This window comes from Pseudomonas sp. ArH3a (assembly GCF_022648765.1).
Classification (GTDB): Bacteria; Pseudomonadota; Gammaproteobacteria; order Pseudomonadales; family Pseudomonadaceae; genus Aquipseudomonas.
In genome coordinates, this window is sequence record NZ_CP080330.1 from 1,469,705 (window position 1) to 1,482,988 (window position 13,284).

The following is a 13,284-nucleotide window of genomic DNA, read 5'->3' on the forward strand; positions in this document are numbered from 1 at the left end:
ATGGCGATTCGCGTACAGGCCGAGGCATTTGATCCAGGCTTCGAGGTCAACGCGATGCACGCGGCGAATGTTGGCGTGGGCGCGGTGGTGAGTTTTGTCGGCTATGTGCGCGACTTCAATGATGGGCGCGATGTGTCGGGGATGTTCCTTGAGCACTACCCCGGCATGACCGAAAAAGCCCTGGCTAAGATCGCCGTGGAGGCCGAGCAACGCTGGCCGTTGCTCAAGCTGGAAGTGCTGCACCGTATCGGCGCACTTGAGCCGGGCGAGCCGATTGTGTTCGTGGCCGCCGCCAGTGCGCATCGCCAGGCCGCGTTTGATGCCTGCGCATTTGTGATGGACTACCTGAAGACCCGCGCGCCGTTCTGGAAGAAAGAAAACACCCCGGAAGGCCCGCGCTGGGTGGAAGGGCGGGGCAGCGATCACGCGGCGGCGGATCGCTGGAAATAAGCCTGATGCAAAACCAAATGTGGGCGCTGGTCAGCTCCCACATTTTTTACCGCATTTGAGCCTTAAGGGCGCTTGCGCTCCACAGCCCGCAGCAAGTGCGTCGGCGGCGTTTCGCAGCTGATCTTGCGGCCCAGCAACGTCTCGATGGACGGCAACTGGTACGAGTCATCTTCACCGGCAAAGCTGATCGACACACCCGCAGCGCCTGCACGGCCGGTACGGCCAATGCGGTGCACGTAGTCGTCCGGCACTTCCGGCAGGGTGAAGTTGATCACGTGGCTGATGCCGTCGATGTGAATCCCGCGCCCGGCCACGTCGGTGGCCACCAGCACGCGAATCTTGCCTTCGCGAAAGCCTTCCAGGGTCTTGATGCGCTTGTGCTGCGGCACATCGCCCGACAGTTGCGCGGCGTTGACGCCATCACGCACCAGGCGTTCTTCGATGCGGCGCACTTCGTCCTTGCGGTTGGCAAACACCATGACGCGCTCCCAACCGTTGTCGTTGATCAGGTTGTAAAGCAGCTTGTACTTGTCGGCACCGGCCACGGCGTAGATGTGCTGTTCGACGTTTTCGCTGGCGACGTTCAGCGCTTCGATCTCGACGATGGACGGGTCGGTGGTCCACTGCTTGGCGAGGTTCATCACGTCTTCGGTAAAGGTCGCGGAGAACAGCAGGGTCTGGCGCTCGTTTTTCGGCGGGGTCTGGCGAATGATCTGGCGTACTTGCGGGATGAAGCCCATGTCGAGCATGCGGTCGGCTTCGTCCAGCACCATCACTTCGACCATGTCCAGGTGCACGTCGCCGCGCTGGTTGAAGTCGAGCAGGCGGCCAGGGGTGGCGACCAGGATGTCGCAGTGACGGGCTTCAAGGTGTTTGAGCTGCTTGTCGAAGTCCATGCCGCCCACGAACGTCATGACGTTGAGGCCGGTGTACTTGGTCAGGTCGGCGGCGTCCTTGGCGATCTGCACCACCAGTTCGCGGGTCGGGGCGATGATCAGTGCGCGCGGCTCACCCATGTAGCGCTCTTTGGGCGGCGGCGTCTGCAGCAACTGGGTGATGATCGAGATCAGGAACGCGGCGGTCTTGCCGGTGCCGGTTTGGGCGCGGCCAATGGCGTCTTTGCCCGCCAGGGTGAAGCCCAGCACTTGCGCCTGGATCGGTGTGCAGTACGGGAAACCCAGGTCCTGGATGGCGTGCATCAGTTCCGGGGCCAGCTTGAAATCGTGGAAGCGGGTTTTACCTTCCAGGGGCTCGACGGCGAAGTCTTCGAGCTTCCATGGCGTCACGGGCGGTTTGGGTGCACGTTCGCGGCGCGGTGCTTTGGGCGCAGGTGCAGGCTCGGCTTCAGCGGCTTTTACCGGTTCAGTCGGTGTCACCGGTGGCTTCTTCGGCGCGGCGACAGGTGCGGTCCGTTCTGGCTGTTGACCGTCGTTGCGGTTGCCGGGCTTGGGGGCAGGAGCACTGGGAACAGGCGCGAGCGGCTCAGCCTCGCTTTTGCCGAACATCTTCTTAAGTGCTTTGAGCACGGTGATCTCATTAATTGGTTAAGGAATGTACGCCGGCCAGTGTAATGCAAGAATCGGGCGCGGCGTAGTGCGTTGGTCATACGGCTACATAATGTATGGATTTCAGCCCAGCCGGGCGCTCAACCAGGTGCCGATATCGCGTATCTCTTCAGGTAACACTTCGTGGCCCATTGGGTATTCCTGCCATGTCACGGTGACACCACGGCTCTTCAAATGCTCGTAGGCGCTGCGGCCCATGGCGTTCTGCACCACGTCATCGTACTGGCCGTGCAGGCACAAGGTCGGAATACGCTGCTGGCTGGCGGAAATTTCCAGCTCGTCACCGAAGGTCGGCGCATAGGTGGAGAGGGCGATAACGCCACCCAGTGGTCCCTGCCATTTCAGGAAGGCGGTGTGGAAGACCACGGCGCCACCTTGGGAAAATCCGGCGAGGAAAATCCGCGAGGCGTCTATTCCGGTTCTCTTCTGCTCCTCGATCAAGTCCGTGAGCATTTTGGCGGACACTTCCAGCTCTTCCAGGCTGATCGAGCGGGCCGGGCTCATGGCCTTGATGTCGTACCAGCTGGGCATCTCGTAACCGCCATTGATGGTCACCGGACGCGTCGGCGCCTGGGGCAATACAAAGCGTGTGGACTGCAAGGTTTCCTGTAGCGCCTCGGCCACCGGCAGGAAGTCGTAGCGATCGGCACCCAGGCCATGCAACCAGATGACGCAGGCGTCTGCGGGCTTGGCGGGCTGAAGAATCAAGGGTTCGGTCATGTCTGCTCCATATATGTGCGTGCGCTCCGATAGGGTGCGTCGGAACGGTGCGCGACAGGTTGATCTGTTAAGAGAATGTCGCAAGGGTGAAAGTTTTTCTATTGACCATGGGCTGAAACGGCTCAGCCATCACTCTGGTACGGGCCTTGCTATGTGTAGGTCGATGTCAGAACTATCCCATGACGGTAACACTATCAGTGACTGCCGCTTGTGGGATAGCCACTGGAATTACCGCGACAACTTCATGCCGCTTGACCCCAAAAAAAGCCAACACGGGTTGATATCGCCTCATAAGGGTGCGCTGAGGTTGGAGCTCCGACACAACAAGAGCAAAACTGGAGGTTTGAATGAAGGTATTGAAATCCACCCTGGCCATTGTGACCGCGGCCGCTGTACTGGGTGTCAGTGGTTTTGCCCAAGCCGGCGCCACCCTGGACGCCGTGCAGAAGAAAGGCTTCGTGCAATGTGGCGTGAGTGACGGCCTGCCGGGTTTCTCGGTGCCGGATGCCAGCGGCAAGATCCTTGGGATCGATGCTGACGTTTGCCGCGCTGTGGCCGCTGCCGTTTTCGGTGATGCGACCAAGGTCAAGTTCAGCCAGTTGAATGCCAAGGAGCGTTTCACCGCGCTTCAATCCGGCGAAGTCGACATCCTGTCGCGTAACACCACCATGACCAGCTCTCGCGATTCGGGCATGGGCCTGAAATTCCCAGGCTTCATTACCTACTACGACGGCATTGGCTTCCTGGTTAACAACAAACTGGGCGTAAAAAGTGCTAAGGAACTGGACGGTGCAACCATCTGCATCCAGGCCGGTACCACCACTGAGTTGAACGTCTCTGACTTCTTCCGCGCCAACAACCTCAAATACACCCCGATCACCTTCGACACCTCTGATGAAAGCGCCAAGTCGCTGGAGTCGGGCCGTTGCGACGTGCTGACCTCCGACAAGTCCCAACTGTTCGCCCAGCGCAGCAAGTTGGCCTCGCCGAAAGACTACGTGGTGCTGCCGGAAACCATTTCCAAAGAACCACTGGGCCCAGTCGTGCGTAACGGCGACGACGAGTGGCTGGCCATCGTGCGCTGGGTTGGCTACGCCATGCTCAACGCTGAAGAAGCCGGTATCACCTCGAAAAACGTTGAAGCTGAAGCCAAGTCCACCAAGAACCCGGATGTTGCGCGTCTGCTCGGTGCTGACGGCGAGTACGGCAAAGACCTGAAAGTGAAAAAAGACTGGGTTGTACAGATCGTCAAGCAAGTCGGTAACTACGGTGAAGTGTTCGAGCGCAACCTGGGCAAGAGCACCCCGCTGGAAATCGACCGTGGCCTGAACGCGCTGTGGAACAACGGCGGCATTCAATACGCACCACCTGTGCGCTGATCGCTGATGGTTCTATCACCCGGTGGGCCAACCGCCGGGTGATGTTCTGTTCCATTATTTCCGGGGCACTTCATGCAAAATCAAATCGGCGCACCAAAGCAGAAGCTCAGCTTCAGCGATCCCAAAGTGCGTGCGTGGCTCTTCCAGATCATCACGATTGTGGCGGTGGTCTCGCTGGGCTGGTACCTCTTCAACAATACGCAAACCAACCTTCAGCACCGGGGCATTACCTCGGGTTTCGACTTTCTTGAACGCAGTGCCGGCTTCGGCATTGCTCAGCACCTGATCGACTACACCGAATCGGACACCTACGCCCGCGTCTTTGTGATCGGCCTGCTCAACACCTTGCTGGTGACCGTGATCGGCGTGGTCCTGGCGACGCTGCTGGGTTTCGTCATCGGTGTGGCGCGTCTGTCGCCGAACTGGATGATCAACAAACTGGCGACGGTGTATGTGGAGGTGTTCCGCAACATTCCGCCGCTGCTGCAGATTCTGTTCTGGTATTTCGCGGTGTTCCTGACCATGCCGGGGCCGCGTGCCAGCCATAATTTCGGTGACACGTTCTTTGTCAGCAGCCGTGGCCTGAACATGCCGGCTGCATTGGCGGCTGACGGCTTCTGGCCGTTTGTGGTCAGTGTGGTCATCGCCATCGTGGCAATCGTGCTGATGACGCGTTGGGCCAACAAGCGCTTTGAAGCGACCGGGGTGCCGTTCCACAAGTTCTGGGCTGGCCTGGCATTGCTCATCGTGATCCCGGCGTTGTGCGCCTTGATGTTCGGCGCGCCGCTGCACTGGGAAATGCCCAAGCTGCAAGGTTTCAACTTTGTCGGCGGCTGGGTATTGATCCCTGAACTGCTGGCGTTGACCCTCGCGCTTACTGTCTATACGGCAGCGTTTATTGCCGAGATCGTGCGTTCGGGCATCAAGTCCGTCAGCCACGGCCAGACCGAAGCCGCGCGCTCCCTGGGCCTGCGCCCTGGGCCGACGCTGCGCAAGGTCATCATCCCGCAGGCCCTGCGGGTGATCATTCCGCCGCTGACCAGCCAATACCTGAACCTGGCGAAAAACTCGTCGTTGGCCGCCGGTATCGGTTACCCGGAAATGGTGTCGCTGTTTGCCGGTACGGTGCTCAACCAGACCGGGCAGGCGATCGAGGTTATTGCCATCACCATGAGCGTGTACCTGGCGATCAGCATCAGCATTTCCCTGCTGATGAATTGGTACAACAAGCGCATTGCGCTGATCGAGCGGTGAGGAAACACACATGAGTTCGCATACGTTCAAACCTGATATGCCACCGCCGAGCAAAGTCTTCGGGCCGATCGCATGGATGCGCGCCAACCTGTTTTCCAGCTGGCTCAACACCCTGCTGACGCTGTTGGCGTTTTACCTGATCTACCTGATTGTGCCGCCGATCCTGCACTGGGCCATCCTCGACGCCAACTGGGTCGGGACCACACGCGCTGATTGCACCAAAGAGGGCGCCTGCTGGGTGTTTATCCAACAGCGCTTCGGGCAGTTCATGTACGGCTACTACCCGGGCGATCTGCGCTGGCGCGTGGACCTGACCGTGTGGCTGGCCATCGTCGGCGTGGCGCCGTTGTTCATCTCGCGTTTTCAACGCAAGGCGATCTACGGCCTGAGCTTTCTGGTGCTGTACCCGATCATTGCCTACTTCCTGCTGCACGGCGGCATCTTCGGCCTGACCAACGTGGCCACCAGCCAATGGGGCGGCCTGATGCTGACCCTGGTCATCGCCACGGTCGGCATTGCCGGCGCGTTGCCGTTGGGCATTGTGCTGGCGTTGGGGCGGCGCTCGAACATGCCGGCGATTCGAGTGGTCTGCGTGACCTTCATCGAATTCTGGCGCGGCGTGCCGTTGATCACCGTGCTGTTCATGTCGTCGGTGATGCTGCCGTTGTTCCTGCCCGAAGGCATGGGCATCGACAAACTGCTGCGCGCGTTGATCGGCGTGATCCTGTTCCAGTCGGCCTACGTGGCTGAAGTGGTGCGCGGTGGCTTGCAGGCGATTCCCAAGGGGCAGTACGAAGCGGCCGCGGCGATGGGCTTGGGTTACTGGCGCAGCATGGGCCTGGTGATTCTGCCGCAAGCCTTGAAGCTGGTGATCCCGGGCATCGTCAACACGTTTATTGCGCTGTTCAAGGACACCAGCCTTGTGATCATCATCGGCCTGTTCGACCTGCTCAACAGCGTCAAACAAGCCGCCGCCGACCCGAAATGGTTGGGCATGGCCACTGAAGGCTACGTGTTCGCCGCCCTGGTGTTCTGGATTTTCTGTTTTGGTATGTCGCGCTATTCCATTCATTTGGAACACAAGCTCGACACAGGCCACAAGCGTTAGGAGTTGTTGTTATGAGCGAAGCGATCAAACAGCCTGTGAGCCCTGAAGGCATTATCCAGATGCAGGGCGTCAACAAGTGGTACGGCCAGTTCCACGTGTTGAAAGACATCAACCTCAACGTCAAGCAGGGCGAGCGTATCGTGCTGTGCGGCCCGTCGGGTTCGGGCAAGTCCACCACCATCCGCTGCCTCAACCGCTTGGAAGAGCACCAGCAAGGCCGCATCGTGGTCGATGGCGTGGAACTGACCAACGACCTCAAGCAGATCGAAGCGATCCGCCGTGAAGTCGGCATGGTGTTCCAGCACTTCAACCTGTTCCCGCACCTGACCATCCTGCAAAACTGCACGCTGGCGCCGATGTGGGTGCGCAAGATGCCCAAGCGCAAGGCCGAAGAAATCGCCATGCATTACTTGGAGCGTGTGCGCATCCCGGAGCAGGCCCACAAGTTCCCGGGGCAACTGTCCGGCGGCCAGCAACAGCGCGTGGCCATCGCGCGTGCCCTGTGCATGAAGCCGAAAATCATGCTGTTCGACGAACCGACCTCGGCGCTGGACCCGGAAATGGTCAAGGAAGTACTCGACACCATGATCGGCCTGGCCGAAGACGGCATGACCATGTTGTGCGTGACCCACGAAATGGGCTTTGCCCGCACCGTGGCCAACCGCGTGATCTTCATGGACAAGGGCGAAATCGTCGAGCAGGCGGCGCCGAATGACTTCTTCGACAACCCGCAGAATGATCGGACCAAGTTGTTCTTGAGCCAGATTTTGCATTGATCGACGTTTGAAGCGATAAACCCGGCCTGGTGCCGGGTTTATTTTTGCTTGTCTAGGACGCTTTGAGGGCGTCTTGCGTTTCGTTGTTGAGGGTGTAGGTGAAGGCGTTGCGCAGGTCTGCGCCTTCGGCCAGTTCTTTGGCATCGGTGAGCAAGTAGGGGTAACGATCCAGCAGGCGCATCAGCACCATCAACGGCTTGGGCGGTGCTATTTCGCCGCGTTCGTAGCGTGAGAATGCGTTGTGCCCGCCACCGGATAGCAACTCCACGGTTTGTTTTTGCGTGAGGTGCAGTTTGCGGCGGATGCGCTTCAGTTCGGCGCCCATCATCCGTCGTGCGGCGTGGAGCAGATCATCACCTGCCTTGGCATGGCGTTCGCAGCTATCGGGGTCATACATGCCGTCCTCGCACACCTGGCATTCCCAGCCCGACAGATCATCAATGCGCCGCTCCATACCTTTGATGCACAGGGTTTCGCTGCGGCCTTCAAAGCGTGTCATGGCGTCGGGGGCGCCACAGATATAGCAGTGTTGGGTGTTCATGGGTTCATCCCTTTGAAGGAGATCACCGGTGGGTTACTACCGGAGCAGTAAGTGACCTTGATGTAAATCTCCCGACCGTGTGAATGGATGTGGTAGACGTCATGCCAGACGCGGTGATCGGCATAAGTGGTCATCGACTGGTACAACATCCTGTTTTGCAGTTCGAAGACGACCGCTTGCATCTCAGTGAGATCAAGGTCGAGAGCCTCGCCGGTTTTCTTTGCCGCACGTGTGAAAGCCTTGGCACCAAGCCGCCTCACATCTGCCTTGACCACTGTCAGATCGTAATGAAGTGTGTACTTTTCCATAAGACACCTGAGTCCAACAATTACCCTCAGAGGGTAATTTTACCAATCGAAAATTCAGTTCCTTTTGTTGCCTCCGAACCCTAGTGCGTTGCCTTTGTAGGCAATTCCGAATAGGCTGTAGGAAAATTCATCCTATGATTGGACGAAAGCGAAAAACCCATGACAGACATCGCCCCTCTGATCAAACGCTCCCTCGTTGACCAGGCCCTGGAGCAGTTGCGTCGGCGCATCACCGAAGGCAAGTGGGCCATCGGCGAGCGCCTGCCCACCGAGCCTGAGCTGTCTGCCGAGTTAGGCATCAGCCGCAACACCGTGCGCGAAGCCATGCGTGTGTTGGCGTTCTGCGGCTTGATCGAAATCCGCCAGGGCGACGGCAGTTATTTACGCTCGATGACCGACCCGCTGGGCGCGATGCGCGCATTGTCCCACTGCACCTTGGAGCAGGCGCAGGAGACGCGGCAGATTCTGGAAGTGGAGGCCATCGGGCTCGCGGCACTGCGCCGTACTGAAGACGATCTGAAACATTTACGCCAAGCCTTAAGCGTCAGCGCCGAGCTGTACCACGGTGACCTGGAGGCCTACATCAGCGCAGACCTGGTGTTCCACAAACACTTGGTCGATGCCGCGCACAACCCGGCCTTGAGCGAGCTGTACCAGTATTTCTCCGCCATTGTCGGCGCCCAGTTGCGCCAGACCCTGAATATCTCACCGCGTCGCCAGGCCGTGTTCGACCTGCATATCGCCCTGCTCGACGCCGTGGAGCACCAAGACCCGGAACGCGCCAAATCCCTCTGCCGGCAGTTGATCAATGAACCTTGAAGCCAAACGCACTACCGAACTCAAAACGCTGCTGATCGACGCCGAAGCCGACGACGACGTGGTGCAGCACACCCCGCCGGTGGTCGCGCGGCCATGGCTGTTGCTGTTGGGCCTGATACTGGTGGCGTTGAACCTGCGCCCGGCGCTGTCGAGCCTGTCGCCGCTACTGGCTGACGTCTCGCACAGTCTCGGATTGTCGGCGGCCAAAGCCGGCTTGCTGACCACCTTGCCGGTGTTGTGCCTGGGGCTGTTTGCGCCCATGGCGCCGATCCTGGCCCGGCGTTTTGGCGCCGAGCGGGTGGTGCTGGGGATTCTGCTGACGTTGGCTGCCGGCATTATTCTGCGCAGTTCGTTCGGTGAGGTCGGCCTGTTCGCCGGCAGCCTGATTGCCGGTGCGAGCATCGGCATCATCGGCGTGTTGCTGCCGGGTATCGTCAAGCGTGACTTCGCCAAACAGGCCGGCACCATGACCGGCGTGTACACCATGGCGCTGTGCCTGGGCGCCGCGTTGGCGGCCGGCTCGACGGTGCCGCTGAGCCGGTATTTCGGCGACAGCTGGAGCATCGGCCTGGGCTTCTGGATTCTGCCGGCGCTGGTGGCGGCGCTGTTCTGGTTGCCGCAAGTCGGGCAGAAACACGGCGCGCATCAAGTCGCCTATCGCGTGAAGGGTTTGCTGCGCGACCCGCTGGCCTGGCAGGTGACCTTGTACATGGGCCTGCAATCGTCGCTGGCCTACATCGTGTTCGGCTGGTTGCCGTCGATCCTGATCGGCCGTGGGCTCACGCCGACTCAAGCGGGGCTGGTGCTGTCGGGCTCGGTCATCGTGCAACTGGCCAGTTCCCTCGCCGCGCCGTGGTTGGCTACGCGGGGTAAGGACCAGCGGCTGGCGATCGTGGTGGTGATGCTGCTGACCCTCGGCGGCCTGTTCGGGTGCTTGTATGCACCGCTCGACGGCCTGTGGGGTTGGGCGATCTTGCTGGGCCTGGGCCAGGGCGGCACCTTCAGCCTGGCGCTGACCTTGATCGTGTTGCGCTCGCGGGACGCCCACGTGGCCGCCAACCTGTCGAGCATGGCCCAGGGCATCGGCTACACGCTGGCGTCCCTCGGGCCGCTGGCGGTTGGCCTGGTGCACGATTGGACCGGTGGTTGGTCGGCGGTCGGCTGGATTTTCGCGGTGCTCGGTTTGGGCGCAATCATCGCCGGGCTTGGCGCCGGACGCGCACGGTATGTGCAGGCTACCTGCGAGAAGCGCTGAGGCTACACCGCGCGTGTCCGGTTTGAGGTCGCCGTTACAGGTACTTCACTTCCACTGTTGTCGAACCATCGATAGTCACTTCACTGCTCAGGTCCATGTCCTCGGTACCGTAGATGATGCTTTGTACATGCAGGTCGACGACCAGCTCCTTCGTCGGCAGCGGTAGGTTGTCCCCGTCGATAGTGGCAACGGACATATAGTAGCTTGGCGCCCAGTCGTCTTCCTTGGACCAAGTGGTGTTGTCCCAGGACGTAATGGTCTGCACCGCCACGCCGTCGGCGATAGGTTTTTCCAGCCACAGCAAGTAAGCGCCCAATGTTTGCGTGCCTTCGAGCATGCCCAGACGGTAGTAGGATTGAACGCCCGAGGCGCGGTTGTCGGTGGAACGAAAAGCAAATGCAAGCGCTGCGTCGCAGCTTATGGTCAGGGTCAGGGTGTGATTGCCGATGACGGTGGGGTTGTCCGGTTTCAAGTCTTTAGCGGCGATCTTGCCGTGATCAATCACGCCCCCGTTGGACATATTGGGGGTGCAGGCGCTGGGCGTGATCAGGCCCTTGACTGCCAGGTCGACACTGCTGGCAGCTGAAACACCGGTGGCAGCAGTCAGTAACACCGCGGCGGTGACGGCAGGGAAAAGCATTTTCATTTGTTGGGTACTCCTGGGGGTTGAAAGAGGTGGGTACTACAGGTAAACCACTTCCAGCGTGGCGGAGCCGTCCATGAGCGTCTCCACACTCAAGTCCAAGTTCTGCTTGGCGTTGATCACCGCTTCCAGCGTCAAGGTGCTGGTCAGGTTCTGGATAGCCGAAGGCCCGGCGGTGCTGCCGGCCACATCGGTAAAGCCGAGCAAGCTCTTGGAGCCGATATCGATGGGGTTGCTGTTGGACGTGCGCCACGCCAGGCCACCGGTGGTGGATTCGGTGCCGTAGGTCACCGGCAGGGCATCGGCCACTGTCTGTTTGGGATCGAAGCTCACCGAGTACACGCCGAGTTTGTTGCCCGCGCTGTCCAGCCCCAGCCCGTAATAGATCTCGCTGCTGACGTGGGCGCTGCCGTCGCGGTTATCGCGCATGCGCAGGGCGAAACGGCCGGGGGCGTTGCAACTGATGGTCAAGGTCAGCGACTTGAGCGGCAGCCGAGTGCCCGTGGCCTGGTTGAGGTCCTTCTGGGAGATCTTGCCGAAGTCGATCACACCGCCGGCGGACAGCACGGGGGTGCAGGCCATGGGCGTGATCAGGCCGCCGACAGTGAGTTCGGCGGTGGAGGCGGCTTGGGCCGTGGATGCGTTGGTCAACCACGCACAGGCAGTTAACGCCATCAACAACGTTTTCATAGTTAAGCTCCTATAGGTACTTCACGGTCAGCGTCATAGAGCCGTCGATGGGGACTTCTTGCGTCAACGACAGCGTGTTGGCCGGGGCGATGCTGGGCTCGATCGACACCACCGCGGTCAACCGTTGTATCGGCGCCGGGGCTGTCACTGTTTTGTTGGGGGTGAATGCGCTCAGGAAGTGCGGCGACAGGATGGTCGTCGGAGCCCAGCTAGAGGGGCCACTCGAGCCGATGGGGTACATCTGGACGCCGTCGGCCATGATCGAATCGACTTCTAATATCACTGAGCCCAGCCTTTGGGTGCCGTTGATCAACCCCAAGCCGAACTTAAAGCTTTCATCGCCGGCGTAACTGGAGCCAAGGCGGTTGTCCCGTGGCTCCAGGGCCAACAAGGTCGATGCTGCGCAGTTGATCGACAGTTGCAGGCTGTGAGGGGGCAGCTTGGTAGGTTGATCGAGGTTCAGGTCGCTGGCAGCAATCTTGCCCAGGTCATACACGCCACCATTGGACAGGCTCGGTTCGCAGGCGCTAGGGGTTATCAGGCCAGTGACGCTCAGGTCAACGCTGGAGGCCGCCTGTGCTGCCAAGCCGGTGGCCAGGCATGAAAAGGCGGTCAGTAAGATCAGAATCGGTTTCATCGTGTGCCTATAAATAGTGAATTTCGAGAGTGCCCGCACCGTCCAGCCGCACCTCACTGCTCAGATCCAGTGAGCCCAAGGGCGCTATGACCGCTTCCAGGCTCAACGTGGCGTTGAGGTTTTGAATGGCGCTGGGGCCGCCGGTGCTGCCGGATGCAGCGCTAAAACCCAGGTAGCGATTGGCGCCCACGGCAGCGACGCTTGCACTGGCGCTGCTCCAGGGCTGCGTGCCGGTGGCGGAGTCGGTTTGGAATACTCGAGCGAAGTTGTCGGCGGTGATGCGCGCAGGGTCGAACAACAGCCGGTAGCGGCCGATCTTCTGTCGGCGCGCGTCCAGGCCCAGCCCATAAGCGCTTTCATCGGCGCCGCCGGTGGCTGAGCCCAGGCGATTGTCTTGCATGCGCAACGCGAAGGCGGTCGGCCCGTCGCACGTCACACTCAGTGACAAGGGGCGTGGGGCCAGGACGGTGTCCTTGTCCAGATTCAGGTCGCTGACCGACAGCTTGCCCAGCTCCACATGGCCGCCGTTGGACAGCACGGGTGTACACGCCGCCGGGGCAAAGCGCGCTTGCAGGCGCAGTTCCCGCGAGCGCCCGGCAGCGACGGCGTCGAACAACCCGGCGACATCCCAAGTCACGGCATCGCGCACCCGCGCGGCGTCTTCGCGGGCCCAGGCACTGGCGTTGATTTGCATCGACAAGTTGCGCCCGGTCACTGCCACGCCGCCGCGCATCGGCACGAGGCCGTGGTCCGGTTGCCAGTGCAGTTGGGCGCTGACAGCGGAGGGCGGCTGCCCCTGGCCCGCAATCAAACCCAACTCCACCGCCTGGCCGTCCAGCACGGCTTCGCTGACACGCAGGCCGTAGCTGCCGCGCTCGGTAAAGAGAAAGCGCTCCGGCCCCGCGCCCAGCCCGCGATAAAACACGCCCAGGTCGGTGGGCTGCGGGCAGTTCAGCGTCAGGCTGATACGCCGCTCGCCCAGCAAGCGTTCGGGCGCGGGGGCCAACGCCACGGCGCGGTTCATCAGGCCGAAGTCCAGTTGCGCCTGGCTAAGGTTGAGCTGGCATTCTTCGGCGCCCCAGGCACTGGCGCTCAGCAGCACCAGGCTCAGGGGGTAAAACGTGTATTTCAGGCCCATG

15 protein-coding genes are annotated in these 13,284 nt (G+C 60.7%); 7 read left to right on the forward strand and 8 right to left on the reverse strand.

The window, feature by feature from the left end; genetic code table 11:
- Positions 1–450 (forward strand): molybdopterin synthase catalytic subunit MoaE, encoded by a 450-nt coding sequence (moaE, locus tag K0P33_RS06600; RefSeq protein ID WP_094951926.1) that lies wholly within the window; start codon positions 1–3, stop codon positions 448–450.
- Between the two features lie 62 nt (positions 451–512).
- Here the strand turns inward: moaE and rhlB are convergent, their stop codons facing one another.
- Positions 513–1,982, reverse strand: coding sequence for an ATP-dependent RNA helicase RhlB (rhlB, locus tag K0P33_RS06605; RefSeq protein WP_094951925.1), 1,470 nt, complete (start codon positions 1,980–1,982; stop codon positions 513–515).
- 96 nt (positions 1,983–2,078) lie between these two features.
- Positions 2,079–2,735, reverse strand: a complete 657-nt coding sequence (locus K0P33_RS06610; RefSeq protein WP_094951924.1) for an alpha/beta hydrolase — start codon at positions 2,733–2,735, stop codon at positions 2,079–2,081.
- Positions 2,736–3,082: 347 nt separating this feature from the next.
- On the opposite strand from K0P33_RS06610, the gene K0P33_RS06615 reads away from it, so the two are divergent.
- The 4 genes from K0P33_RS06615 to K0P33_RS06630 all read left to right on the forward strand — a co-directional run bounded on the left by K0P33_RS06615 (position 3,083) and on the right by K0P33_RS06630 (position 7,252).
- Positions 3,083–4,114, forward strand: coding sequence for an amino acid ABC transporter substrate-binding protein (locus tag K0P33_RS06615; RefSeq protein ID WP_094951923.1), 1,032 nt, complete (start codon positions 3,083–3,085; stop codon positions 4,112–4,114).
- Positions 4,115–4,186: 72 nt separating this feature from the next.
- The gene (locus K0P33_RS06620) at positions 4,187–5,368 is read left to right on the forward strand and encodes an amino acid ABC transporter permease (protein WP_094951922.1); all 1,182 of its coding nucleotides are present in this window, start codon (positions 4,187–4,189) and stop codon (positions 5,366–5,368) included.
- A 10-nt stretch (positions 5,369–5,378) separates the two neighbouring features.
- On the forward strand, positions 5,379–6,476 hold the full coding sequence (locus K0P33_RS06625; RefSeq protein ID WP_094951921.1) for an amino acid ABC transporter permease: 1,098 nt from the start codon (positions 5,379–5,381) through the stop codon (positions 6,474–6,476).
- 11 nt (positions 6,477–6,487) lie between these two features.
- Entirely contained in the window at positions 6,488–7,252 is a 765-nt protein-coding gene (locus K0P33_RS06630; protein WP_003171943.1) for an amino acid ABC transporter ATP-binding protein, read from the forward strand.
- Between the two features lie 52 nt (positions 7,253–7,304).
- On the opposite strand, the gene K0P33_RS06635 is transcribed toward K0P33_RS06630, so the two are convergent.
- Together K0P33_RS06635 and K0P33_RS06640 are read right to left on the reverse strand one after the other, a co-directional pair.
- On the reverse strand, positions 7,305–7,793 hold the full coding sequence (locus K0P33_RS06635) for a type II toxin-antitoxin system MqsA family antitoxin (RefSeq protein ID WP_094951920.1): 489 nt from the start codon (positions 7,791–7,793) through the stop codon (positions 7,305–7,307).
- A complete protein-coding gene (locus tag K0P33_RS06640; protein ID WP_242154553.1) occupies positions 7,790–8,101 on the reverse strand; it encodes a type II toxin-antitoxin system MqsR family toxin in 312 nt (103 codons plus the stop codon). Before K0P33_RS06640 ends, K0P33_RS06635 begins: the two co-directional genes overlap by 4 nt.
- Before the next feature lie 159 nt (positions 8,102–8,260).
- Here K0P33_RS06640 and K0P33_RS06645 point away from each other — a divergent pair, with 159 nt between their 5' ends.
- Positions 8,261–8,920 carry a FadR/GntR family transcriptional regulator gene (locus K0P33_RS06645; RefSeq protein ID WP_094951930.1) on the forward strand — a complete coding sequence of 220 codons (660 nt, stop codon included), beginning with the start codon at positions 8,261–8,263 and terminating at the stop codon, positions 8,918–8,920.
- Positions 8,910–10,175: a CynX/NimT family MFS transporter gene (locus K0P33_RS06650; protein ID WP_094951918.1), complete on the forward strand. Its 1,266-nt coding sequence runs from the start codon at positions 8,910–8,912 to the stop codon at positions 10,173–10,175. Before K0P33_RS06645 ends, K0P33_RS06650 begins: the two co-directional genes overlap by 11 nt.
- A gap of 34 nt (positions 10,176–10,209) precedes the next feature.
- Here the strand turns inward: K0P33_RS06650 and K0P33_RS06655 are convergent, their stop codons facing one another.
- From K0P33_RS06655 to K0P33_RS06670, 4 genes are read right to left on the reverse strand one after another with little or no spacing between them, the layout of a single operon-like run.
- The gene (locus K0P33_RS06655) at positions 10,210–10,821 is read right to left on the reverse strand and encodes a DUF1120 domain-containing protein (protein WP_094951917.1); all 612 of its coding nucleotides are present in this window, start codon (positions 10,819–10,821) and stop codon (positions 10,210–10,212) included.
- A gap of 36 nt (positions 10,822–10,857) precedes the next feature.
- Entirely contained in the window at positions 10,858–11,508 is a 651-nt protein-coding gene (locus tag K0P33_RS06660; RefSeq protein WP_094951916.1) for a DUF1120 domain-containing protein, read from the reverse strand.
- Positions 11,509–11,518: 10 nt separating this feature from the next.
- Positions 11,519–12,145: a DUF1120 domain-containing protein gene (locus tag K0P33_RS06665; RefSeq protein WP_094951915.1), complete on the reverse strand. Its 627-nt coding sequence runs from the start codon at positions 12,143–12,145 to the stop codon at positions 11,519–11,521.
- A 7-nt stretch (positions 12,146–12,152) separates the two neighbouring features.
- Positions 12,153–13,283 carry a DUF1120 domain-containing protein gene (locus tag K0P33_RS06670; RefSeq protein WP_242154556.1) on the reverse strand — a complete coding sequence of 377 codons (1,131 nt, stop codon included), beginning with the start codon at positions 13,281–13,283 and terminating at the stop codon, positions 12,153–12,155.
- Between the last annotated feature and the right edge of the window lies 1 nt (position 13,284).